Origin of the sequence: Streptomyces sp. GESEQ-35 (assembly GCF_017948485.1) — a bacterium.
Lineage (GTDB): Bacteria > Actinomycetota > Actinomycetes > Streptomycetales > Streptomycetaceae > Streptomyces.
On the sequence record NZ_JAFFSX010000014.1, the window covers coordinates 93,646 to 117,206 of the forward strand.

At 70.7% G+C, this 23,561-nt stretch carries 17 protein-coding genes and 1 pseudogene; 7 read left to right on the forward strand and 11 right to left on the reverse strand.

The annotated features are described in order from the left end of the window. Positions 1-125: 125 nt before the first annotated feature. Both KCH87_RS26295 and KCH87_RS26300 read left to right on the forward strand, forming a co-directional pair. Positions 126-2,576, forward strand: coding sequence for a SpoIIE family protein phosphatase (locus KCH87_RS26295; protein WP_210588730.1), 2,451 nt, complete (start codon positions 126-128; stop codon positions 2,574-2,576). A gap of 154 nt (positions 2,577-2,730) precedes the next feature. After that, the gene (locus tag KCH87_RS26300; RefSeq protein WP_210588731.1) at positions 2,731-4,266 is read left to right on the forward strand and encodes an AMP-binding protein; all 1,536 of its coding nucleotides are present in this window, start codon (positions 2,731-2,733) and stop codon (positions 4,264-4,266) included. A 255-nt stretch (positions 4,267-4,521) separates the two neighbouring features. Here the strand turns inward: KCH87_RS26300 and KCH87_RS26305 are convergent. Both KCH87_RS26305 and KCH87_RS26310 read right to left on the reverse strand, forming a co-directional pair. Beyond that, a pseudogene (locus KCH87_RS26305) lies at positions 4,522-4,689 on the reverse strand (hydrogenase expression/formation protein HypE); the annotation flags it as partial. Positions 4,690-5,002: 313 nt separating this feature from the next. Continuing rightward, positions 5,003-6,124 carry a PP2C family protein-serine/threonine phosphatase gene (locus tag KCH87_RS26310; RefSeq protein WP_247196848.1) on the reverse strand — a complete coding sequence of 374 codons (1,122 nt, stop codon included), beginning with the start codon at positions 6,122-6,124 and terminating at the stop codon, positions 5,003-5,005. Between the two features lie 199 nt (positions 6,125-6,323). Here KCH87_RS26310 and KCH87_RS26315 point away from each other — a divergent pair, with 199 nt between their 5' ends. Beyond that, complete coding sequence (locus KCH87_RS26315; RefSeq protein WP_210588733.1) at positions 6,324-9,077, forward strand: SpoIIE family protein phosphatase/ATP-binding protein; 2,754 nt, start codon at positions 6,324-6,326, stop codon at positions 9,075-9,077. A gap of 12 nt (positions 9,078-9,089) precedes the next feature. Here the strand turns inward: KCH87_RS26315 and KCH87_RS50790 are convergent, their stop codons facing one another. Together KCH87_RS50790 and KCH87_RS26325 are read right to left on the reverse strand one after the other, a co-directional pair. Beyond that, entirely contained in the window at positions 9,090-9,383 is a 294-nt protein-coding gene (locus KCH87_RS50790; RefSeq protein ID WP_374199034.1) for a hypothetical protein, read from the reverse strand. Between the two features lie 54 nt (positions 9,384-9,437). Beyond that, entirely contained in the window at positions 9,438-10,511 is a 1,074-nt protein-coding gene (locus KCH87_RS26325; RefSeq protein WP_210588734.1) for an alkene reductase, read from the reverse strand. Positions 10,512-10,627: 116 nt separating this feature from the next. Here KCH87_RS26325 and KCH87_RS26330 point away from each other — a divergent pair, with 116 nt between their 5' ends. Then, the gene (locus tag KCH87_RS26330; RefSeq protein ID WP_210588735.1) at positions 10,628-11,005 is read left to right on the forward strand and encodes a MerR family transcriptional regulator; all 378 of its coding nucleotides are present in this window, start codon (positions 10,628-10,630) and stop codon (positions 11,003-11,005) included. Between the two features lie 237 nt (positions 11,006-11,242). Here the strand turns inward: KCH87_RS26330 and KCH87_RS26335 are convergent, their stop codons facing one another. Then, positions 11,243-12,661, reverse strand: coding sequence for a Gfo/Idh/MocA family protein (locus KCH87_RS26335; RefSeq protein WP_210588736.1), 1,419 nt, complete (start codon positions 12,659-12,661; stop codon positions 11,243-11,245). 406 nt (positions 12,662-13,067) lie between these two features. Between KCH87_RS26335 and KCH87_RS26340 the strand changes: the two genes are divergently transcribed. Then, complete coding sequence (locus KCH87_RS26340) at positions 13,068-14,453, forward strand: MFS transporter (RefSeq protein ID WP_210588737.1); 1,386 nt, start codon at positions 13,068-13,070, stop codon at positions 14,451-14,453. A gap of 67 nt (positions 14,454-14,520) precedes the next feature. On the opposite strand, the gene KCH87_RS26345 is transcribed toward KCH87_RS26340, so the two are convergent. From KCH87_RS26345 to lnt, 4 genes are all read right to left on the reverse strand, one after another. Continuing rightward, positions 14,521-16,467, reverse strand: coding sequence for a GAF domain-containing protein (locus tag KCH87_RS26345; protein WP_210588738.1), 1,947 nt, complete (start codon positions 16,465-16,467; stop codon positions 14,521-14,523). 76 nt (positions 16,468-16,543) lie between these two features. Next, positions 16,544-17,344, reverse strand: coding sequence for a 3-hydroxybutyrate dehydrogenase (locus KCH87_RS26350; protein WP_210588739.1), 801 nt, complete (start codon positions 17,342-17,344; stop codon positions 16,544-16,546). A gap of 54 nt (positions 17,345-17,398) precedes the next feature. Next, entirely contained in the window at positions 17,399-17,878 is a 480-nt protein-coding gene (locus KCH87_RS26355; protein ID WP_210588740.1) for an NUDIX domain-containing protein, read from the reverse strand. Between the two features lie 57 nt (positions 17,879-17,935). Beyond that, positions 17,936-19,546, reverse strand: coding sequence for an apolipoprotein N-acyltransferase (lnt, locus tag KCH87_RS26360; protein WP_210588741.1), 1,611 nt, complete (start codon positions 19,544-19,546; stop codon positions 17,936-17,938). Between the two features lie 240 nt (positions 19,547-19,786). On the opposite strand from lnt, the gene KCH87_RS26365 reads away from it, so the two are divergent. Next, a complete protein-coding gene (locus KCH87_RS26365; protein ID WP_210588742.1) occupies positions 19,787-20,854 on the forward strand; it encodes an O-antigen ligase in 1,068 nt (355 codons plus the stop codon). 31 nt (positions 20,855-20,885) lie between these two features. Here KCH87_RS26365 and KCH87_RS26370 read toward each other — a convergent pair whose 3' ends face one another. Together KCH87_RS26370 and KCH87_RS26375 are read right to left on the reverse strand one after the other, a co-directional pair. Next, complete coding sequence (locus KCH87_RS26370; RefSeq protein WP_210588743.1) at positions 20,886-21,434, reverse strand: hypothetical protein; 549 nt, start codon at positions 21,432-21,434, stop codon at positions 20,886-20,888. Positions 21,435-21,540: 106 nt separating this feature from the next. Then, positions 21,541-22,326, reverse strand: coding sequence for a glutamate racemase (locus KCH87_RS26375; protein WP_210588744.1), 786 nt, complete (start codon positions 22,324-22,326; stop codon positions 21,541-21,543). 57 nt (positions 22,327-22,383) lie between these two features. Between KCH87_RS26375 and KCH87_RS26380 the strand changes: the two genes are divergently transcribed. Beyond that, positions 22,384-23,559, forward strand: coding sequence for a glycosyltransferase (locus KCH87_RS26380; RefSeq protein WP_308298918.1), 1,176 nt, complete (start codon positions 22,384-22,386; stop codon positions 23,557-23,559). The last annotated feature ends 2 nt before the right edge of the window (positions 23,560-23,561 follow it).

Below are 23,561 nucleotides of genomic sequence, written 5' to 3' on the forward strand. Positions count from 1 at the left end.
CGTCGTGCCCGCACGGCCGATACTGGAAATGAGCCACTGCAAACGCAGGCAAGCGGAACGGCAGGAGCGCCCCGGGGCGCCGCACGACGGGCCCCGGCCCCGCGAACGACGCAAGATGGGTGGCGATGCACAACACATCCCCGACGTCGCTCAGCGAGAGCCCGGAGGATCCGTTCTCGGTCATCCGATCCGCGTCGGCCGTCCTGGACGGCCGCGGACGGGTCGTCGCATGGAGCGAACAGGCCACCGCGCTCCTCGGGTACCGGGCCGACGAGGTGCTGGGCCGGACGGTGCGCGAGGTCCTGGTCGAACGCGGCGACGAGGCCGTGATCGCCGAGGCGACCGCCACATGCGTGCGGGACGACGGATGGTTCGGGCTGCTGCCGGTCCGGCATCGCGAGGGCCACCGGGTGTACGTGGGATTCCGAGCCCGGAGCGTGCAACGACTGGACTCCACCGTCGAGTGGCTCCTCGTCGGCTCGCTCGCCGAGTACATCGTCCAGTGGGAGATCGACCGGGCCGTACTGGACGGACTCTTCAGCCGGTCCCCGGTGGGTGTCGCGGTTCTCGGCCCTGACCTGCGCATCCTGCGGGTGAACCGGGCGATCGCGCGGTTCGGCGGGCTGCCCGCCGAGGCCTACCGCGGGCTTCGCACCGCCGACTTCCTGCTCGGCCTGGACACGGAGCTGGTCGAGGAAAGGCTCCGGCGGGTTCTGGAGACGGGGCGGCCCATGATCTTCGCCGAGCAGCCCTGCCGGTTGCTGCGCGACCCCCAGAAGGAAATGTTCGTCTCCGTGTCCGCCTTCAGGATGCAGGAGCCCTCCGGCCGTGTCCTGGGCGTCACCGAGATCGTCGAGGACGTCACCGACCGCCATCGGGCACGTCGGCGACTCGCGCTGCTCAACGAGGCCGGCGCCAGGATCGGCAGCACCCTGGATGTGGCCAGGACGGCGCACGAGCTGGCGGAGGCCGCGGTTCCCGAGCTCGCCGACGCCCTCTCGGTGGATCTGCTGGAACCCGTGACCCGCGGGGACGAGCCGGCCCCCGACGCCACGGGCCCGCTGCGCAGGATGGCGGTGCGCAGCATCCGGCCCGAGGCGCAGCAGGTGATGTATCCCGTGGGCCATCTGTTCTCCTTCCCCGAGGACACGGGGCCGGCACGCTGCCTGGCCGAGCGGCGTCCGATCCTCCAGCCCACCATCCAGGAGGGCAACAGCGGATGGTTCACCGCCGACGCGGCGCGGGCCGAGACGGCGCTGTCGATGGGTGTCCACTCGCTGATGGTGGTGCCGCTGGCCGCGCGTGGTGTCATCCTCGGCCTGGTCTGTCTGTGGCGCTCGCAGCGGCCGGAGCCGTTCGAGGCGGACGACCTCACCCTGGCGGAGGAGTTCGCCTCCAGGGCCGCGGTCTGCATCGACAACGCCCGCCGCTACACCCAGCAGCACAACGCCGCCGAGGCTCTCCAGCGCAGCCTGCTGCCCAGTGAGGTGCCCGAGCACCCGGCGGTCGAGACAGCGCACCGCTACCTGCCCGCCCATGCCTCCGCCGGAGTCGGCGGCGACTGGTTCGACGTCATCCCCCTGTCGGGAGTGCGCGTCGCGCTGGTCGTCGGCGACGTCGTCGGTCACGGCATGCACGCCTCGGCGACCATGGGCCGGCTGCGCGCCGCCGTGCGCACCCTGGCACTCCTCGACCTGGCCCCGGACGAGGTCCTGGCCCGGCTCGACGACCTGGTGGATCAGCTGGCCACCGAACAGCGGCAGACCGACGGGAACACCCCCCAGATCGTGGGTGCGACCTGTCTGTACGCGATCTACGACCCGGTCTCCCGGCACTGCGCCATCGCTCGCGCGGGGCACCCGCCGCCGACCGTGCTGGGCCCGGACGGCCGGGTGCAACCGATCGACGTCCCCGCCGGACCACCGCTCGGCCTGGGCGGGCTGCCGTTCGAGATGACCGAACTCGAACTGGACGAGGGCAGCCTGATCGCCCTGTACAGCGACGGGCTCCTCCTCGCCGACCACCGCGACATCGACCAGGGCCTGGCCCTGCTGCGCTCCGTGCTGGCCGGTCCGTACCCCTCGCTGAAGCACACGTGCAAGGCAGTGGAGGACGCGATGCTGCCCGACCGGCCCGCCGATGACGTCACGCTGCTGCTGGGCCGGACCCGGGTGCTGGCGGCGGAGAAGGTGGCCACCTGGGAGCTGCCGGCCGAGCCCACCGCGGCCGGTCGGGCCCGGATGCTGGTGACGGACCAGCTGGCCGAGTGGGGGCTGGAGGAATTCGCCTTCACCACCGAACTGATCGTGAGCGAACTGGTCACGAACGCCTACCGCTACGCCGGCGGCCCTGTGCTGCTGCGACTGATCCGGGACCGCCATCTCATCTGCGAGGTCTCCGACAGCAGCAGCACCTCCCCCCACCTGCGCCAGGCCCACAACAACGACGAGGGCGGACGTGGCCTTTTCCTGGTGGCCCAGCTGTCCGAGCGGTGGGGCACGCGCTACGGCCGCAACAGAAAGACCATCTGGGCCGAGCAGCCACTGTCGGCGCGTCAGGCGGAGTCGGGTGCCTGACACTTCGGCAGGGTCCCGTCACCGACGAGACGGGCGGCGTCAAGGCTCATATTCCGAGACGCCCACGCTCTTGGGTACCCGTCGCCTCGGGAACGAGATCGGATGGGAGTCTGATTCACCATGCAGCGTCACCTCGCAGCGCCGGGAGGCCCTTATGTTCGTTCCCTTCGGGGCTCGTGACTTTCTGGACCGCGCCACGACCGTGTATCCGGATCGCGTCGGCATCGTCGACGAGCCCGACCAACCTGCCGTCCCCTGGCGGGAACTGACCTACCGTCGAGTGGGCGAACTCGCGCGAGCCCAGGCCGCGGGGCTGGACGCGCTCGGGGTGCCACACGGGGCCCGGGTGGGGATCGTCTCGCAGAACAGCGCGCGGTTGCTCACCTCGTTCTTCGGTGTGTCCGGCTACGGCAGGGTGCTGGTGCCGGTGAACTTCCGTCTGTCGGCCGAGGAGGTGGACTACATCGCCGGCCACTCCGGGTGCGACGTGCTCCTGGTCGACCCGGAAGTCGCCGAGCGTCTGTCCGGGGTCGCCTGCAAGCACCGTTTCGTCATGGGAGCCGAGTCCGACGCGGACCTGTACCGCTTCGACGCCGAGCCCGCGCCGTGGGAAGCCGAGGAGAACGCAACCGCGACGATCAACTACACCAGCGGCACCACGGCGCGCCCCAAGGGCGTACAGATCACGCACCGCAACATCTGGGTCAACGCGATGACGTTCGCCCTGCACGCGGGTGTCTCGGACCGGGACGTCTACCTGCACACCCTGCCGATGTTCCACGCGAACGGCTGGGGCATGCCCTTCGCGATGACCGCCCTGGGCGTGCCCCACATCGTCCTGCGGAAGGTGGACGGCACCGAGATCCTGCGCCGGGTCGCCGAGCACGGCGTGACCGTGATGTGCGCCGCGCCCGCGGTGGTCAACGCCGTGCTCACCGCTGCGGAGACCTGGCCCGGTGAGATCCCCGGGCGGGACCGGGTGCGGATCATCTGCGCGGGCGCGCCGCCGCCGACCCGGACCATCGCACGGGTCGAGAGCCAGCTCGGCTGGGAGTTCATCCAGATCTACGGCCTCACCGAGACCTCTCCCCTGCTCACGATCAACCGCGGTCGCGCGGAATGGGACGACCTGGACCCGCAGCAGCGGGCGGAGAATCTGGCACGGGCCGGCGCCCCCGCCCTCGGCGTGACCCTACGGACCTCGGCCTCCGGCGAGATCCTGGCCCGCTCCAACGTGGTTCTCGAAAGCTACTGGCAACAGCCCGAGGAAACGGCCGAGGCGCTTGCGGACGACTGGTTCCACACCGGAGACGGCGGCACCCTCGGCGACGACGGCTACCTGACCATCAGTGACCGCAGGAAGGACGTCATCATCACCGGTGGCGAGAACGTGTCCTCCATCGAGGTCGAGGATGCGCTCTTCAGTCACCCCGCGGTCGCCGAGGTCGCCGTGATCGGCGTACCGGACAAGAAGTGGGGCGAGACCATCAAGGCTCTGGTCGTCCGCGCCCCCGAATCCGAAGTCACCGAAGCCGAACTCATCCAGCACTGCAAGGAACGCCTGGCCGGCTACAAGGCGCCCACCTCCGTGGAGTTCCGCGGCACTCTTGAGCGGACAGCCACCGGCAAACTCCAGAAGTACAAGCTCCGCGCGCCCTATTGGGAGGGTCGCGAACGCGGGGTGAACTGACGAGGGCGCCGGAGCGGGCGGAGACATGGGTCCAGCCGTCACCGGGCCGGACGGCGAAGGAAGCCCGGGCCGGACGAAGGCAGCCGAAGGAGACGAAGTCCGCTCCAAGCGACACGGCCGCCAGTCGCGGTGCGGCAAACAAGGACGCTTCTGCCGCGACCGGCGTGGACCCGCAGGACCCGCCGTCGGGGCGCCGATCGGGTGACGGTCCGATCGGCGCCCCGACGGCGGGCTCCTCGGCGAGCGACGCCCCCGTCAGCAGATCCGCGGCAGTTGCTCCCCGATCGGCAGATCGACCACCCGCGTTCCCCCAAGACCGGTACGGGCCACGACCATGCCGGGATGCGCCTCGACGGCCTCACCGATGATCACGGAGTCCGCCCCCAGAGGATGGGCCCGCATCGCCTCGAGGACGGCGTCGGCCAGACCGACCATCTGGGGGGGGGCGTCAGGTCCGTCCGCCGCGGGCGTGCTCGCTGCAGCGGGTTCTGTCGGTTCGCCAGGAAGGGCGCGGCCGTGGGGGGACATGCGAGAGAACGTAAGTAAGTGTTCCTCGCCCCGGCAAGAGCAGGTGGGAGATGTCGCAACGGGCCCGCGCCCCCGGGGCGCCCGGTGGCGCCCTCACATCGGCCGGGTGGAGCAGGGCAGGTTCCCCGCACGGCACGGCGATCTGCAAATGATCGCGGTTGTTCCCGGAAGCACTGACGCCCTCGGTGCGGCATGCCGACCCGATGGCCTAGCCTTCTACGCCGACGGCTCCCCGATCCTGCGCATGGGAGCACCTCAGCGCGAGGGCCGCGATGTCGTCGTCGAGCCTTCCGCCGCTGTACTGGAGCAGATCCCGGTGCAGTTGGTCGAGCAGCTCGCGGGGCTGCCCATCGCCTTGCCGCCGCATCCAGTCCGGCAGCGGGAAGAACTGGCCGGTATGGTCCCGGGCCTCCGAGACGCCGTCCGTGTACAGCAACAACTGGTCACCCGGGGCGAAGGGGACGACGTCGACCCAGTAGCGGTCACCGATGAGCGCGGCGAGGTTGAGGGGTGGGGAGGGGACGGTGGGCTCCAGGACCCGGACCTTCCCGCTGTGCGCGATGAGCGGCGGAGGATGCCCGCAGTTGAGAAGTCGTATGTGGCCCCCGCCGTGCGGAATCTCGGCGAGGATCGCGGTGGCAAAGTGCTCGGGCTGGTCCTGGGCGGGAAACGCAGCGCTGTGGCGCGTGACGGTGGTCTCCAGGCGGTGGATGAGGCCCCGCAGGTCGGGCTCGTCGTACGCCGCCTCCCTGAAGCAGCTGATCACCGCGGAGGCCGCCCCCACCGCGGACAGGCCCTTGCCCCGCACGTCGCCTATGAGCAGCCGGACACCGTGCGGTGTACCGATCGCCTCATAGAAGTCACCGCCGATCCGGGCCTGTTCCTGGGCCGCCAGATACAGCGACTCGATCTCGACATCCGCGATGCGGCGCGGCAGCGGGCGCAGCAACACCTTCTGTGCCGCGTCAGCGACAAGCCGGACTTGGAAAAGTATCTCCTCTCGCTGAATCCGGACATGACTCCCGTAGGCGGCCGCCAAGGTGACCGCGATGATCGCGGCCGACGTGTACTGCGTCCCCAGATCGGTGTGGAAGAAGCTGAGGACGATCATGATCAGCAGGCAGAACGTCCCCAACAGGATCGTGGGGAGCACGGGCCACATCGCGGCGGCAAGAGCGGGTGCGGCGGGCAGAAGTCGGCTTATGGCGATCTCCCTGGGTGTGGAGAACGCCAGGCCGGCGATGAGGACGGTCAGGACCACGGGTGACAGCCGGGCAGCTTCCCATCGACCGCTGTAGGCGGGGCGACGGCGCCACAGCCGCGCAGACATGATCACAAAATGCATCATATCTACCCAAACAGACATCGAGCGCGTCAAAATCATGCGCCGCACGCGACAATTGACGGCGGACGGCCATGCCCGGAGGAGCCGAGGCCATGCGACGCATCGCCGCACAGACGCCCGAGGCCGGCCGGACGAGGATCGGGCGGCCCTCGCCACTTGAGATCACCGGTGCTAGAAAGGTTGCATGGCGAATCGTTTCGCCCGTTTTCAACACCTATCGGTGAGGCGTCTGACCAGCAAGATCACGCGGAGCGTGGCCGGTCAGGTGTTGGTTTTCCAGGTGGCTCTGGTAGTGCTGCTCGTAGCCTGCGGCGTCTTCGCTCTCATCCTGCAGTCGGAGCGGGACAACAACGCGGAGGCCAGACGCCGCTCCACGGCCGTGGCACAGACCTTCGCGCACTCACCAGGCGTCCTGGCGGCCTTGCAGACCCCGGATCCGAGCAGGATTCTCCAACCGCTCACCGAGGCGGCACGCCGGGCCGCCGGCGTCGACTTCATCGTGGTCATGGACACCGAGGGCATCCGTTACACGCACCCCTTGCCGGACCTGATCGGAAAGCGGTTCGTGGGCGAGATCGGGCCGTCCCTGGCGGGGAAGGTCTACGTGGAGAGCGTCAACGGCCCGCTCGGTCGCGAGGTGCAGGCCACGGTCCCGATCGAGAACGCCAACAGCAAGGTCGTGGCCCTCGTCTCGGCCGGGATGAAGGTCAAGAACGTCGAAAGTCAGTTGTCCCGGCAACTACCGATCATCCTGGGCGCCGGGGCCGGAGCGCTCGCGTTGTCCACCGGTGTGACGGCGCTGGTGGGCAGACGGCTGCGGCGGCAGACACACAGCCTGGCCCCGGACGAGATGACCCTGATGTACGAGCACCACGACACAGTGCTCCACTCCGTTCGGGAAGGGGTGCTGATCGTGGCCGCCGACGGGCGGCTGATACTGGCGAACGACGAGGCCAGACGACTGCTGGAGCTGCCCCCTGACGTCGAGGGACGGCTCGTCTCGGAACTGCCGGGCCTCGATCCCGAGACGAAGACACTGCTCGCCTCCGGACGCGAGGCCACCGACGAGTTGCACCTCGCGGGAGAGCGACTGCTCGCGGTCAACCAACGACCCACGGATCCCGAGGGAGGCCCCGAGGGAACGGTGGTGACGCTACGCGACTCCACCGAGCTTCAGGCGGTGACCGGCAGGGCGGAGGTGGCACGCGAGCGGCTCAGGCTGCTGTACGACGCCGGACTCCGCATCGGCACCACCCTGGACGTGCTGCGCACCGCCGACGAATTGGCACGGGTCCCCGTTCCCCGCTTCGCGGACTTCGTCACCGTGGACCTGGCCGACGCCGTCCTGCACGGCGAGGAGCCGTCCCTCACAGCGACGGACATGCGGCGCGCAGCCGTGTGCGGCATCCGGGACGACCATCCGCTCTCCGCACAGGGCCGGCTTTTCGACTACCTTCCCTCCACGCCCCAGGCACGCGGCTACGGCAGCGGCCGCTCCCAGCTGGTGAGCGATCTGCCGACCGCCACGGGCTGGCGCGTGCAGGACCCGGAGCGCGCCAAAGCGATCATTGACTACGGCATCCATTCCCTCATCACCGCCCCCATCCAGGCCCGTGGCGTCGTGCTGGGCATGGCCAACTTCTGGCGCGCGCAACAGCATGAGCGCTTCAACGAGGAGGACCTGTCGCTGGCGGAGGAGCTGGTGGCCCGTGCCGCGATGAGCATCGACAACGCCCGCCGCTACACCCGCGAGCACGCCATGGCAGTCACCCTCCAGCGCAGCCTGCTGCCGCAGGCCATGCCCGAGCAGAACGCCCTCGACATCGCCTACCGCTACCTTCCCGCCCAGTCGGGCGTGGGCGGAGACTGGTTCGACGTGATTCCCCTGCCGGGGAGCCGGGTGGCGCTGGCCGTCGGCGATGTGGTCGGCCACGGCCTGCACGCCGCCGCCACGATGGGACGGCTGCGGACCGCGGTGCACAACTTCTCCACCCTCGATCTGCCACCCGACGAGCTGCTGAGCCATCTGGACGACCTGGTCGGGAGCATCGACCAGGACGAAGCGGCGGAGAGTGCAGCGGGCGTCGTGGGTGCCACCTGCCTGTACGGGATCTACGACCCCGTGACGCGCCGCTACGTCGTGGCGCGTGCGGGGCATCCGGCGCCCGCGCTGGTCCGGCCCGACGGAACCGTCACCTTCCTGGACGTGCCGGCCGGTCCGCCCCTGGGTCTCGGCGGCATGCCGTTCCGGACCGCGGAGCTGTGCCTCGCGGAGGGAACCCAGCTCGTCCTGTACACCGACGGCCTCATCGAGGACCGCAGGCGGGACCTGGACGTGGGAATGGAACTGCTGCGTGATGCGCTCACGGGCCACCCCGGTCGGCCGCCGGAGGAGACCTGCCAGGTTGTGCTGGACAGTCTGCTCCCCGAGCGCCCCAAGGACGACGTCGCCCTGCTCGTCGCCCGCACGCGGGAACTGCCGCCCGACCGGATCGCCGACTGGGACGTACCACCGGACCCGGCCGCCGTCGCGGGTATGCGCGACGCCGTGTCCCAAAGGCTCGAAGCGTGGGACCTGTCAGAGTTCGGCTTCACCATGGAGCTCATCCTGAGCGAGCTCATTACCAACGCCATCCGCTACGGCGCCGGGCCGATCCATGTACGGCTGATCCGCGACCGTACGCTGATCTGCGAGGTGGCCGACGGCAGCAGCACCTCGCCGCATCTGCGGTACGCCGCGACGACGGACGAGGGAGGCCGGGGCCTGTTCCTGGTGTCGCAGATGGCTGAGCGCTGGGGCACCCGGTACACCCCGCAGGGCAAGGTGATCTGGGCCGAACAGGCCCTGCCCGAGGCCATCCAGCAGCCCGCCCCGACACCGGCCGACGCGGACACGCCCCCGGACAAAGAGGCAGCCGACCCGAAAACCCCGGGGTGAAGGAGGCGGCGATCAGCTGGATCCCTCGCAGTAGGCGGCGCTCTCCACGTCCGCCGGGCAGGAGAACTCGATCGCGACCTCGTCCAGCGTGATGTCCGCGAGGCTCATGCGCGCGAAGCACCTCGCGACCGCGTCCCGGGCCTCGTCGTCGAGTGGCCGCTCGGCATACCGGGGTACGCAACCGGCCGCCGGCAGCGGCCGGTTGCGATCGCGCAGCGGCCCATCGAGGTGGTGCGCGAGCCGCAGGACCAAGTCGGCGCTCGGGTTGCAGAATGGCCGGTCGACGCCGACTACGTGGTGATGCACTCGTGTCGACTCGAGCGGCAGCCAATCGTCAGCCTCGGCTTCGCCTCCCCGGCGTCACGCCGAGTGCTGATACACCAAGTAGGTGAGATAGCCGTGGTCGCCGCCCTGAAAGTACGTGGTGTCGTCGACGGGAGCGATCGGAAGACCGGTGCGCAGACGCTCCACCAGGTCGGGGTTGGCGATGAAGGCGCGACCGAAGCTGATGAGGTCGGCGCCGAGGCCGAGCCAGTGATCCGCGTCGGCGTGGCCGGTCTGCTTGGGGCCCATCGGCAGCACCGGGTTCATGACGAGCGCACCGGGCCAGGTCCGGCGAAGACCGAGAAGGGTCTCTTCGTCCGTGGTGGCCTCCAAGTGGACGTAGGCCAGGCGGAGCCGGGACAGCTCGGTCAGGAGCGCGGTGTAGAGCTCGGCCACGTCGGTCTCCTCGATGCCCCAGAAGTGGCCACCGGGGGAGAGCCGGATCCCGGTCCGCTGCGCACCGATGGCCTCGGCGGTCGCGGCCGCCGCTTCGACGGCGAACCGGATCCGGTTGCTCACCGAGCCTCCGTATCGGTCGGTGCGCATGTTGGCGTTGGCGGAGAGGAACTGCGAAATCAGGTAGCCGTTGGCGCCGTGGAGTTCCACACCGTCGAATCCGGCGTCGACGGCCCGGCGCGCGGCATCCGCGTAGGACTGAGCGTGCTCGGGCACCTCGGCGGTGTCCAGGGCGCGCGGAGTCGGTGCGGACTGCGGTCCGTTGGGGGTGAACACCTCGCCGACGGCAGGGACGGCCGAGGGCCCGACGGGGCGCATCCCGGTGGTGTCGGGGTGCGAGACGCGTCCGCCGTGCATGATCTGGGCGAAGATCCGGCCGCCGTTGGTGTGCACCGCATCGGTCACCGGGCGCCATGCGGCCACCTGCTCGTCGGTGTACAGCCCCGGAGTCCCGGGGTTGGACTGACCGATCAGACTCGGCTGCACTCCCTCGGTGACGATCAGGCCGGCCGTGGCCCGCTGAGCGTAGTAGCGCGCCATCGACGGAGTCGCCAGACCGCCCTCGGCGGCCCGTACCCGCGTCATCGGCGCCATCACCACGCGGTTGGGCAACGCCAGTTCGCCCAGCCGGTAGCCGGTGAAAAGAGTCGTCACGTCATGTCTCCTTCGTGATCCGTCGCGCCCTGATCCCGGGCACGACGGTTACGCTAGAACCTGACATCGACGTCAGAGGCAAGGGTTGTGCTCCGGATCACAACGGGGAGGGCGGCATGCGGATCGGTGAGCTCGCGGCACGGGCAGGAGTCAGCGTCAGGTCCCTGCGCTACTACGAGGAACAGGGCCTGCTCACGAGCACACGCAGCGCGAGCGGGCAGCGGCACTACACGGAGGACCACGTCGAGCGGGTCACGTTCCTCCAGCGGATGTACGCCGCGGGCCTGTCCAGCCGGACCATCGCCGAACTGCTGCCGTGTGTCGACTCACCCAGCGACGCCACGTCCGACGCCGCGCTGCAACGGATGGCCGAGGAGCGGGACCGGCTCTCCGAGCACATCGAAGACCTCATACGCACCCGGGAGGCGCTCGACGGGCTGATGGCCACGAACCGGGCCCACCGTGCGAGCCTGAAGTCGACCGTGGCGGGATGACCCGCCCTCTCTCCGCGCCCTCAACCTCGGGCTCGACCCAGGCCGGCCCATCCCGCAAGGCCACCGGCCCACCGGTCCGCAGCGGGGGGCTCCTCCTCCAGCGGCCTGCCGGACAGTCCGGGTTGCTGCGAGACGGGCCGCGGCCAGATCTTCACCGGGTCACACTCGGGCCTGGTGCCAGTCGCCCCGCCGTGGCGTGCGTGCCGTCGCCCCGCTGGACAACGTCGAGTTCCTGGGTCAGCCGACGGGCGGCATGTCCGTGGGGCTGGAGTCGAGGCCCGGCCGTTTGACGGCCCAGGCATCGCGGGTGAAGTCCGGGATCTCGACCGGGCGGCCGTTCCTCGCCAGGGACTCGGCGCTCAGGGGGACCGCCGCGCACCAGGCAGCCGAGTCGTACACGTCGATGTCGGGCGCCAGGCCGGCCCGCATCAGCTGGACGGTGCGCCATTGCAGGACGTAGTCCATGCCGCCGTGACCGCCGTTGTTCGCGGCGTCGTCGCCGACCTTCCGCCACAGCCAGTGGTCGAACTCCTTGCGGTAGTCGGCGAAGTCGCGCCAGGTGTGGCCACCATGGTCCGGTTCGAGGTAAACACGCGCGCCCGTCGGGGCGGGCCCGACGTAGTCCTCGACGATTCCGCGACTGCCGGCGAGGGAGTTGATCCTGCTGTACGGCCTGGGCGAACTCACTTCGTGCTCGGCCCGGATGATCCTGCCTCTCTCGGTCTCGATGAGGCAGGTGACCAGGTCACCATTGATGTACGTCTCCTTCCAGGACGGGTGGTCCCGGGGGACGAAACGCTCGCGGTAGTCGGCCAGTCCTTTGGGAGCGGTCGCGGTGGCGCTCAGGGTGGCCATCCGGTCGCCACGGTTGATGTCCATGGCCGCCGCGATGGGGGCCAGCCCGTGCATGGGGTAGAGGGACGCGGTACTGCGGGTGTGCCACAGCCGCCGCCAGGAGTCTGTGTAATAGGTGTCGGAGAAGAGGAGTTCACGCAGGTCGTGGAGGTAGCCGCCATGGCCGTTGGTGATGTCGCCGAACAGACCGGCGTGCGCCATCCTCAGCATGGCCAGTTCGTTGCGGCCGTAGCTGCAGTTCTCGGAGAGGAGAAGGTGCTTGCGGGTGCGCTCGGAGGTGTCGACCAGGTCCCACAGCTGGCGCAATTCGGTCGCGACGGGGAGTTCCACCACGGCGTGCCTGCCGCTCAGCAGCGCGGCCTTGCCGTGCTCGTAGTGGAATTCCCAGGGGGTGGCGACATACACCAGGTCGATGTCGTCGCGCCGGAGCATCTGGGCGTACGAGTCGGCTGATCCGCCGTATTCGGCGGGGCGGGGCTCGCCCTTGCTCACCAGCAGCTCGGCGGCGCGCCGCGCGCGGTCGGCGCGAATGTCGCAGACGGCCGTCACGGTGCAGCCGGGCACGGCCGCCCACCCTGTGATCATGCCTCCGCCACGGTTGCCCAGGCCGATGACACCGACGCGGACGGTTCTGTGGACCTGGAACGGCACGCCGATCATGGGCTTCTGTCCGGGTCGGCGGCGGGGTGCCTGCCCGGTCGCGGCGGCGGGGGCCGCAACGGTCATCCCAGCGGCGAGCGCGCCGGTGGCGACGGCTCCGCCCAGGAGCAGCCGGCGTGAGACAGCGGGCGTTTCGGACATGACGGCACACTCCTCTGTGGTGTGGCATGCATCACTGCCGGGGGCACTGTCGGGACTGTTGGGGCATGACTCTGCGGGCTCCGACGGTACATGTCAATACGTGCTCGATATAGGGCAGTTCCGAGCAGGATCAAGCATGGACGCGTGACTGACGGATCGTCAGTCGGGTCGGTTCGTCACCAAATCAGCACAGGGGAAGTCAAGGCGGGTGTCGACATGGGCTCTTGGCCAGCACCGAACCAGCACAGGAGTCAGCACGCCACCGTCCAATCACCAGCAAGCATGGGGGCCGGACTCATAGGTCGGCCCTGAACTATGTTGTCCCGCCACATGTGCCCCTGACCTGCATGTTCCTACGGTGTCCCGACACGTACCCGTCCCCACCGCACACGAGGAAGTGGCGCACATGGCCTCCGCAGCATCCGCTCCACCAACGCCAAGCAACCTCAAGCGCATCGTCGCCGCCAGCCTCATCGGCACCACCATCGAGTGGTACGACTTCTTCCTGTACGGCTCCGCAGCCGCTCTCGTCTTCAACAAGTTGTTCTTCCCGGACTCCGACCCGCTCGTCGGCACCCTGCTGTCGTTCCTGACGTACGCGGTCGGATTCGCCGCGCGTCCGCTGGGCGCGCTCGTCTTCGGACACTACGGCGACCGGCTCGGGCGCAAGAAGCTGCTGGTGCTGAGTCTGCTGCTGATGGGCGGGGCGACCTTCGCGATCGGGCTGCTGCCCACCCACGCGACCATCGGCTCCGCCGCTCCGGTGCTGCTGACCGTGCTGCGTCTGGTCCAGGGCTTCGCGCTCGGCGGCGAGTGGGGCGGGGCCGTGCTGCTGGTGTCCGAGCACGGGGACGCTCGGCGACGCGGTTTCTGGGCTTCATGGCCGCAGACGGGGGCGCCCGCGGGGCAGCTCCTGGCGACCGGCGTGCTGTCGTTCCTGACCGCCGTGCTGTCGGACAGCGCGTTCGGCAGCTGGGGATGGCGGATCCCGTTCCTGCTCTCCGGTGTGCTGGTGATCGTCGGTTTGTGGATTCGTCTGTCTGTCGATGAATCGCCCGTCTTCAAGCGGGCGTTGGCGCAGGCCGAGGCCCGCAAGGCCACGGGGGTCGCGGCGGCCGAGAAGCTCCCGCTCGTCTCCGTGCTGCGGCACCACTGGCGAGACGTGCTGGTGGCGATGGGCGCTCGCATGGCGGAGAACATCAGCTACTACGTCATCACCGCCTTCATCCTCGTCTACGCCACCACCTCGGCCGGCGTCTCCAAGCAGACCGCGCTGAACGCGGTGCTCATCGCCTCCGCCGTGCACTTCGCCGCGATTCCGCTGTGGGGCGCGCTGTCGGACCGGATCGGCCGCCGACCCGTGTATCTGCTGGGCGCCGTCGGAATCGGGCTGTGGATGTTCCCGTTCTTCTCGCTCATCGACACCGGCGGCTTCGGCAACCTGATCCTCGCCGTGACCGTCGGTCTGGTGCTGCACGGGGCGATGTACGCGCCCCAGGCCGCCTTCTTCTCCGAGATGTTCGCGACCCGCATGCGTTACTCCGGCGCCTCCATCGGCGCCCAGTTCGCCTCGGTCGCGGCGGGCGCGCCGGCGCCGCTGATCGCCACCGCGCTACTGTCCGACTACGGCAGCTCCACGCCGATCGCGCTGTACGTCATCGGCGCGTCCGTGCTGACGATCGTGGCTGTCGGGGTGGCGAAGGAGACCCGCCACCGTGACCTGGCCGATGTCGAGCAGCCCACCGACGCGGCGCCCGCCGCGGCGCAGGCCGCGGACGCGCGTACGGCCTGATCGGCTGCCTGTTCCCTGAGCCGAACGGCCCTGTACGCCCGTGCGTGCGGGGCCGCCGCCGTGGTCATCACTTCGGTGGCGATGCCGACAACCGGTGCAGCCGCAGGGCGAGTTGGATCTCCAGGGCACGGGCCGGGCTCTGCCAGTCGGCGCCCAGGAGGCGGCCGACACGCTCCAGGCGCTGGGCGACCGTGTTCACGTGGACGTGCAGGTCGTCCTTGGTGCGGGCCGGGCTCATGCCGCAGGCGAAGTAGGCGTCGAGGGTGCGTAGCAGATCGGTGCCGCGGCGTTCGTCGTAGCCGACGACCTGGCCGATGGTGTGGTCGACGAAGCCGGCGATGTCCCGGCCGCCGGCGAGGAGCAGGCCGAGGAATCCGAAATCCTCGGCGGCGGAGCCGTCGCCGTGGCGGCCGAGCAGCCGCAGGGCGTCGAGGCACCGGCGGCCCTCCTCGTAGGCGGCCGCTACCGCATCCGGGCGGGCGGCGAGATCCGCCACGGGGGCGGAGGCGCCGACGGTGACCGCCTCGTGGACGGCCGTGCCGAGGTGTACGGCGGTGCGGCGGGCCAGTTCGGTGGCGGTGTCCCCCTGGTCGAGGGGCAGCAACAGGACCGTGCCGCCGTCGCGGGCCGCGGCCAGCCCGTGCCGGGTGGCGGCGAGGTGCGAGGCGGCGGACCAGAGGCGCCGACGGGCCGCCGCCTCCTGGTCGGCGTCGGCGGCAACGCCGTCGAGGCGGGCAGCGAGGACCACATGGGCGGCGTCGAGGTCCGCGTGGAGTCTCGCCGCGCGCTCGCGCAGCAGGCGGGGATCGCGGTCCCGGGCGTCCAGCAGATCGTCGAGGAGTTCACCGCGGACGCGCTGTTCGGCCTCGGATGCGGAGCGTCGGGCGAGCAGCAGAAGCGAGGTGACCATCGCGGCGCGTTCCAGGGTGCGCTGGTCGACGGGGTCGAGGCCGGGATGGCCGCGCAGCACGAGCGCGCCGAGCAGTTCGCCGCCGGCGGCCACCGCGGCGATCCAGTCGTCCGCGTGCCGCACGGCATGCCCTTCGGCCCGGGAGGCTTCCAGGGCCTGGGCGGGTGCGTCGGTCGCCTCGGTGAACTGGACCGTGCCGTCGAGGACTTCGGAGACGGCGGCGGCCACGTCGTGTACGCCGCCGCCGCGCAGCACGAGTTCGGCGAGCCGGTCGTGGACGTCGGAGGCACGCTCGATGACGCCGCTGCGGTCCTGGATGATCTCGTTGGCCTTCTCCAGGTCGGCCAGGGCCGAGCGGGTCTCGGCGAGCAGGTTGGCGGCGTCGATGGCGGCCGCGGCCAGGGCGGCGAAGGAGCCGAGCAGTGCGATCTGCTCCCGCTCGAAGACCCGGGCCCTTCGGTCGGCGGCGAAGAGCACGCCGATCACGTGCTGCCCCAGCATGAGCGGCACACCGAGGATGGCGACCAGGCCCTCGTCCCGCACGCCCGCGTCGATGGTGAGGGTGTGCTGGAAACGGCCGTCCTTGAAGTAGTCCTCGGTGACGTACGGCCGGGCCGTCTGGGCGACGAGGCCGCCGAGCCCCTCCCCCATCCCGAGCCGCAGCTGCTGGAAGCGTGCCGCGACCGAGCCCTCGGTGACCCGCATGTAGGTGTCACCCTTCGCGGGGTCGTTCAGGCTCAGGTAGGCGACGTCCGTGCCGAGCAGGGAGCGGGCCCGCTGCACGATCGCCTGGAGGACGGCGTCCAGATCCCGCAGTCCTGCCAGGTCGTGGGCCGTCTCGAACAGGGCGGACAGCTCCGCCTCGCGTCGGCGTCGTCCCTCCAGCTCCGCGCGCACGCGCAACGCGCTCAGCTTGGCGCGCTCGAGCGCGGCGACCCACTCGGCGGCGCGGCCCTCGGCGCGGGCCTGCAACACCGGCTGCTCGTAGGCCTCGGCGGAGGCGCCGCGGGCCAGCAGGTCGAGGAACGGCGCCTCGGCGCTGCCGGCACTCGCTCCGGCACCGGTGGCGGAACGTTCGGCGGACTGCACGTGATCGCGGGACATGGTCACAGGATTCCCCATCGCACCGCCGCCCCGTCAGCCCTGTGGACAACTCGACGGGCCTGCGGCAGCGGCCCGCTCAGTGGGCGGTCCAGCCGCCGTCGAGGACCAGCGAGGTGCCGGTCACGAAGGAGGCCTGCGGACCGCACAGATAGGCCACGGCCTCGGCGACCTCCTCCGGTTCGATCAGCCGTTTCACGGCGCTGTCCAGCAGCAGCACCTCGGACAGGACACGCTCCTCGGGAATGCCGTGCGCCCGGGACTGGTCGATGAGCTGCTTCTCGACCAGTGGGGTGCGCACATAGGCGGGGCACACACAGTTCGAGGTGACTCCATGGGCAGCGCCTTCGAGGGCCGCGGTCTTGGACAGTCCCTCCAGTCCATGTTTGGCGGCCACATAGGCCGACTTGAAAGCCGAGGCGCGCAGCCCATGGACGGAGGACACATTCACGATCCGGCCCCAGCCCTGTCCATACATGTGGGGCAGAGCGCCGCGGATGAGCCGGAACGGTGCCTCCAGCATCACGGTGAGCACCGTGTGGAAGACGTCCGGCGGGAACTCCTCGATGGGGCGGACCAGTTGCAGCCCGGCGTTGTTGACGAGGACGTCCGTGCCCGCCGCGGCAATCTCCGCGGCGTCCAGGTCGGTGAGGTCGAGGACGTGCGGCTCGACCGTACCCGCCAGGTCCCGGGCCCCCTCGGCGAGTGACTCCAGGCCCTCGGCGTCCCGGTCGACCGCTCTCACCTTGGCCCCGGCGGCCGCGAGCCGCAGCGCACAGGCTCGGCCGATACCGCCGGCGGCACCGGTGACGAGGGCGGTACGGCCGCCGAGGTCGAGCGAGGGGGCATGGGGTCCCGGGAGGGAGCTGCTAGCCGTCATGGCACGACCCTAGGCAGCGTCCACGCCCCACCACATGTGCTCAGAACCCATACTTCAGCTGAAACTCATAGGGTCGAACCATGTGGGTGCGTCCGACAGGGCCTGCTTGATCCGCAGCAGCCCGAACTCGTTGAGCTCGGGCAGGGCGTCCACGTCGAACCAGCCCACCTCCAGCGACTCGTCGTCGTTGACCCGCGCCTCGCCGCCGACGGCCCGGCAGCGGAAGGTGATGTCCATGTACTGGCAGACGTCGCCGTTGGCGTACGTGACCTGCTCCAGCGCCTGCACCAGGACGACCCGTTCGGGGACACAGTGCACCGCGGTCTCCTCCTCGACCTCCCGTACCGCGCAGGCCGCCGGCTGCTCCCCCGGATCGGGGATGCCGCCGATCACCGACCACCTGCGGGTGTCGGAACGGCGGCCCAGCAGCACTCTGCCGTCGTCGTCGAAGACGATGGCGGTGACTCCGGGGAGCCACAGCAGTTGCTGACCGGCCGAGGCCCGAAGCGTACGGATGAAGTCAGGGGTAGCCATGAGTCCGACCCTAACGGGCCGGTTCCCTCACCTCGAGATCGTTCCGAAGGCGTACGGCTACACGTCACGGGCGCGTCGCCCGCGCACACCCGCCCCGATCGCCCAGCCGAGTCCGCCCGCGGCGACCAGGACCAGGGAGATCTCCGGCAGGATGCCCAGCTTCGTGGCGGGTGTCTCGGAGGAGCGCAGCGGCACCTTCTGGACCAGCGAGTCGGCCACGAACATGCCCGTCTTCTGGGTGATCTTCCCGTCGGGCATGATGATCGCGCTCACCCCGCTGGTCACCGGCACGGTGACGGTCCGGCTGTGCTCGACGGCGCGGACCCGGGACATGGCGAGCTGCTGGTAGGTCATCTCGCTGCGGTCGAAGGTCGCGTTGTTGCTCGGTACGGAGATCATCTGCGCGCCGTCGGTGACCTCGGAGCGTACGGCCCAGTCGAAGGCGGCCTCGTAACAGGTGACCAGGCCGACCTTGGCGCCGTCCATGGTGAACACACCCGGATCGCTGCCTCGGCTGAAGTCCTGGCGGACCATGCTCGTCCAGTCGCTGTTGATGGCCCCGATGAGCGAACGCAGCGGAAGGTACTCGCCGAACGGCTGGATCTGCCGCTTGTCGTACGTGTCGATCGGTCCCTTGACCGGGTCCCACAGAATCTGCTCGTTGAAGAGCTTGCCGTCCCGTTCCACGACGCCGCCGACCGAGATGGGCACACCGATCGCCCTGGCCGCCTGGTCGATGACGGCGCGGGCGTCGGCATTGGCGAACGGGTCGATGTCCGAGGAGTTCTCGGGCCACAGCACGAAATCGGGCTGGGCGACCTTGCCCGCCTTGACCTCGGCGGCCAGACGTTCCGTCTCTTTCGCGTGATAGTCGAGTACGGCCCGCCGCTGGGCGTTGAACTCCAGTCCGGCCTGGGGCACGTTGCCCTGGACGACGGCGACGGTCGCGGTGCCGTCCTCGGCCTTGTCGCTCACCAGCGGCCGGGCGGCCACGGCCCCGATCACCGGGACGGCCACGCTCAGCAGCGCCGCCGCGGCGGCGCCCCGCCGGACGGCGTGGGTGCGCCGACCTTCGATGGCCAGGCGTACGACCTCGTACAGGCCGAAGCCGCCCAGGACGACCGCGAAACCGAGCACCGGGGTGCCCCCGACCGCGGCGAGCGACAGGAAAATCCCGTCCGCCTGCCCGAACGCGACCTTGCCCCACGGGAAACCCTCGAACGGGACACGCGCGCGTGCCGCCTCCGAGGCGACCCACACAGCGGCCGCCCACACCGGCCAGCCGGGCAGCCTCGACACCGCGGCGATGCCCGCGCCGGCCAGCGCCACGAAGATCGCCTCGATCGCGGTCAGCGCGAGCCAGGGCCCGGAGCCGACCTCCACACCGGTCCACACCAGCAGCGGCAGCAGGAACCCGAGGCCGAACAGATAGCCGAGGCCCAGGCCCGCCTTCCAACTGCGGCCGCGCAGCACCCAGCCGAAGACCGCGAAGGCCGGCAGGGCGAGCCACCACAGGGTGCGTGGCGGAAAGCTGATGTAGAGCAGCACTCCGGAGAGCGCCGCGACGGCGGCCGGAACGAGGCGCGCGAGCCGCGCTCGGCGCGAGGCGGGCGCGTTCTGCGGTGGCAGCTGATCCGACTCGTCCACGGAGGTTGCGGTGACGGTCACTCCCGGAGTGTACGGCCGGTGACCTTGCCGCCGACAGCGCGGTCCGCGGGCCGGTACGGGCGTTCCCCCAGCTCGGGCGCCACATCATTCCTGCGCAACTCGGCGCAACTCATCCACAAACCGTTCATCACCCGTTACGGTGTGCCGGAGCCTTTGTCGTACGGCCGCTTTCGGCCGGATGGCCGAGGCACGTCACAGGTCGGGGGACCGGGTTCGGGGGGCGGGGTGGGTTCCACGGGGATGACGTCTGCGGCCGGACCCGAGGAGGTCGGCGACAGACGAAACGTTTCGGACGCGGCAGGCGTGGCGGTGCTCGGGGCCTGCGCCGTCTGGTCGCTCATCACGGCGACCGTGCACGGCGGCCGCCCCGAGGGCGTGCTGCTCGCGATCCTGGCGGTGGCGGCAGGCTATGCCGCGGGGCGGATCTCCGGGGCGCTGCTGCCGGTTGCCGCGCCCTGCGCCGCGGCTCTGGCCGGACTGACCCTGACGGTGGCCGTTCCGCATCTGGCGCCGGGGCCGGAGATCATCACACCGCTCGGTCATGCCGGCGCCACCGCGGCCGTACTGACCCTGTCCGCCGGCTCCGCCTGCTGCGCCGCCTGGGCGACGCCCGCGCCCGCGCTGCGGCTCGCTCTGCGCGGACTGGCCGCCGGGATCGCCGTGACCGCGGCCGCCCTGGGCTCCATCACCGGTTTCGTCCTCTGCGTGGCGGTGCTGCTGTGTTCGCTCGCCGCGGGCCGAATGCACCGGCGGGGCCTTGGCATCGTCGGGCTGGCCCTTGTGGCGGGCCTGGGAGCCGGCCTGCCCTGGGCGGTGGCCGGGAACGCGGTGCCGGACGGGCTCGCCGCGGCGCTGGAGGGTCAGCTGACGCGGCACCGGATCGAGCTGTGGCACGACGCCCTGCACATGGTCCACGGCGATACCGCCCTGGGCGTCGGCCCGGGGCGCTTCGGGGAGCTCAGTACGACGGCCACGCAGACACTGCTGTCCGACGGCAAGCCGCACTCGGCGCCCCTGCAACAGGCGGCCGAACAGGGTGTCATCGGCGTGGCCCTGCTGGCACTGGCCTTCTGCTGGGTCCTCCACGCGTTGTGGCGCACTCCCCGTTCCACGCCGATCGCACTCACCGCGGGCGGCGCACTCACCGCGTTGGCGGCGACCGCCGCGGTCGGCAACGTGCTCAGCTTCACCGCGGTGTCCGTGGGCGCGGGGCTGCTGGCGGGACTGGCCACGGCACGCCCGCTCGCCGACGAGCCACCCCAGCGGACCTGGGACACCCGCCCGCGCGGTGACCGCCTGGCGCCATGAGGTCGAAGAACAGACCCGCGCGCGTAGGGCTTCAGTGCACCGGTCCGGGTGCGCTCGGTCGCAGTCGGGCCCGAATAGCCCGTACGGCGGCCTCAGCGTCGTCCACCGTGATCGTGAACGTATGGCCGTCCCACAGCCGGAGCACCACGCCCTCGCCACGCCGTACGACAACTGCGGTGCCCTTCTCGGGCCGCCAGCGGTAGCCCCAGCCGCCCCAGTGCCGCGGGGTGATCTGCGGGTCGAAGTCCGCGCCGGCGACATGAGCCAGCGGAATACGGCGGCGGGGCACACCCATGTGACCGCAGCGGACTTCCACGCACTCCTTGTCGAGCGTCAGGTCGACGTGGACGAAGGCCAGGGTGCCGAAGAGAACCAGCAGGCCCGCGGCGATGCAGCCAACGACCGCCATGACGAGTGGGGCGGCACCCGACGTCCACGCCGAGTCGACGGCGAGCTCGATCCCGAGCGCCATGCAGCCCGCGCCGACGAGCGCCAGCAGCCACTGGACCCGGTTCGTGGCACGTCCGGTCCAGATGTCGGGGTGTGGCGGGGCCTTCGCATCGCGGGAGTGGTCCCTCATGGCTAAGAGGTTACTCAGGTTTCGCCGCGCGGGTACCGCGTTGCACAGGGTGACTGCGCCGGGCGGGCGTCCGTTGGAGCACAGACGTCCGTTTTGTGGCTGTCGGTCACCGGGCGGGGCTGACCGCCTGGAGCAGCCTGCCCTCGTCGTAGGCCAGGGCGGGCACGGGCAGCGCCCCCTCGCGTCCGCTCAACAGCACCGTCAGGGTGCCGTCGGCGGCTGCCCCGGGAGCGGGCTGTTCACCGATCCGGCGCAGCGCCTGGGTGGCGACCGCCCCGGCGGAGCCGTGCAGGACCAGCGGCGGACGGCCGGGGCGCTGCACGGCGGCGCGGATGCGCTCGGCGACCAGTTCGTAATGGGTGCAGCCCAGGACGACGGTCGTTACATCGTCGGGGGTGAGTGCGGCGGCCGCGGCGACGGCGGCGGCGATGGCGGCCTCGTCTGCGTGTTCCACGGCCTCGGCCAGGCCGTGGCAGGGCACCTCGGTGGCTCTCACTCCGCCGGCGAAGTCCCGGATCAGACCGCGCTGGTAGGGGCTGCCGGTGGTGGCCGGGGTCGCCCAGATCGCGAAGGGGCCGCCACCGGCCGCGGCCGGCTTGATCGCCGGGACGGTGCCGATCACGGGGATACCGGGTTCGAGGCGGGAGCGCAGGGTGGTCAGTGCATGGACGGTCGCGGTGTTGCAGCCGATGATCAGGGCGTCGGGCCGACGGGCGGCGGCCGCCTCGGCGACGGCGACGGCGCGCTCCGTGAGGTCCTCGGGGGTCCTGGGTCCCCAGGGCATTCCGTCGGGGTCCAGGGAGAGGACGAGATCTGCGTCGGGTCGCAGACGCCGTACCGCGGCGGTGGCCGCCAGCAGACCGATTCCGGAGTCCATCAGCGCGATCTTCACCCGGCCACGATAGTCGATGGGCCGTGTGGGGCCGGGCCGGTGGGGCAGACTGCGCGCGTGAGTGCCATCGCGTGGACCGCCGCTGCATCGCTGGCCGCCTGGCTGTGGCTGCTGCTGGGCCAGGGCTTCTTCTGGCGTACGGACGTACGCCTGCCATCGCGTCGCGAACCGGCGTCATGGCCCCATGTCTGTGTCGTCGTCCCGGCCCGGGACGAGGCCGCCGTACTGCCTGACAGCCTGCCGTCGTTGCTCGCCCAGGACTATCCGGGGCGGGCAGAGGTCTTCCTGATCGACGACGGCAGCTCGGACGGCACCGGCGAACTGGCCCGGGAGCTGTCGCGACGCCACGGCGGCCTGCCGCTGACCGTCGCGTCACCCGGCGAGCCACCCGCGGGCTGGACCGGCAAGCTGTGGGCGGTGCGCCATGGCATCGGCGTGGCACGCGCGCGTGACCCCGAGTACCTGCTGCTGACGGATGCCGACATCGCCCATGCGCCGGACAGCCTCAGGGAGTTGGTCGCGGCGGCGCACACCGGGGGTTTCGACGTGGTGTCGCAGATGGCCCGGTTGCGGGTGGCGAGCGTGTGGGAGCGGCTCGTCGTACCCGCCTTCGTCTACTTCTTCGCCCAGTTGTATCCCTTCCGCCGGATCGGCAAGAAGGCGGCGCGGACGGCGGCCGCGGCGGGCGGCTGTGTGCTGCTGCGTACCGAGGCGGCGGAGCGGGCGCGGATCCCGGACGCCATCCGGCACGCCGTCATCGACGACGTGGCACTCGCGCGTGCCGTGCAGGGCAGTGGGGGTCACATCTGGCTGGGGCTGGCGGACCGGGTGGACAGCGTGCGCCCGTATCCACGGCTGCACGACCTGTGGCGGATGGTCTCGCGCAGCGCATATGCGCAGTTGCGGCACAGTCCGCTGCTGCTCGCCGGTACGGTCGCAGGTCTCGCGCTGGTCTATCTGGTGCCGCCCGTTGCCCTGGCCTGGGGCCTGGCCACAGGGGACACGGCTGTCGCGGTCGTCGGTGTCCTCGCGTGGCTGGTGATGGCAGGGACGTACGTCCCGATGCTCCGCTACTACCGGCAGCCCCTGTGGCTCGCTCCTCTGCTGCCGTTCACCGCGTTTCTGTATCTCCTCATGACGGTCGATTCCGCGGTCCAGCACTATCGGGGGCGCGGCGCGGCCTGGAAGGGCCGCACCTACGCACGTCCGGGCGCCGTCCCCGACGAGGGCTGAGA

Bases quoted from the DNA above. Each gene is read 5' to 3' on its own strand.
- KCH87_RS26340 (WP_210588737.1), top strand. From the start codon at position 13,068: ATGGCCTCCGCAGCATCCGCTCCACCAACGCCAAGCAACCTCAAGCGC.
- KCH87_RS26300 (WP_210588731.1), top strand. From the start codon at position 2,731: ATGTTCGTTCCCTTCGGGGCTCGTGACTTTCTGGACCGCGCCACGACC.
- KCH87_RS26365 (WP_210588742.1), top strand. From the start codon at position 19,787: ATGACGTCTGCGGCCGGACCCGAGGAGGTCGGCGACAGACGAAACGTT.
- KCH87_RS26330 (WP_210588735.1), top strand. From the start codon at position 10,628: ATGCGGATCGGTGAGCTCGCGGCACGGGCAGGAGTCAGCGTCAGGTCC.
- KCH87_RS26310 (WP_247196848.1), bottom strand. From the start codon at position 6,124: ATGTCTGCGCGGCTGTGGCGCCGTCGCCCCGCCTACAGCGGTCGATGG.
- KCH87_RS26345 (WP_210588738.1), bottom strand. From the start codon at position 16,467: ATGTCCCGCGATCACGTGCAGTCCGCCGAACGTTCCGCCACCGGTGCC.
- KCH87_RS26295 (WP_210588730.1), top strand. From the start codon at position 126: ATGCACAACACATCCCCGACGTCGCTCAGCGAGAGCCCGGAGGATCCG.
- KCH87_RS26370 (WP_210588743.1), bottom strand. From the start codon at position 21,434: ATGAGGGACCACTCCCGCGATGCGAAGGCCCCGCCACACCCCGACATC.
- KCH87_RS26350 (WP_210588739.1), bottom strand. From the start codon at position 17,344: ATGACGGCTAGCAGCTCCCTCCCGGGACCCCATGCCCCCTCGCTCGAC.
- KCH87_RS26355 (WP_210588740.1), bottom strand. From the start codon at position 17,878: ATGGCTACCCCTGACTTCATCCGTACGCTTCGGGCCTCGGCCGGTCAG.
- KCH87_RS26315 (WP_210588733.1), top strand. From the start codon at position 6,324: ATGGCGAATCGTTTCGCCCGTTTTCAACACCTATCGGTGAGGCGTCTG.
- KCH87_RS26335 (WP_210588736.1), bottom strand. From the start codon at position 12,661: ATGTCCGAAACGCCCGCTGTCTCACGCCGGCTGCTCCTGGGCGGAGCC.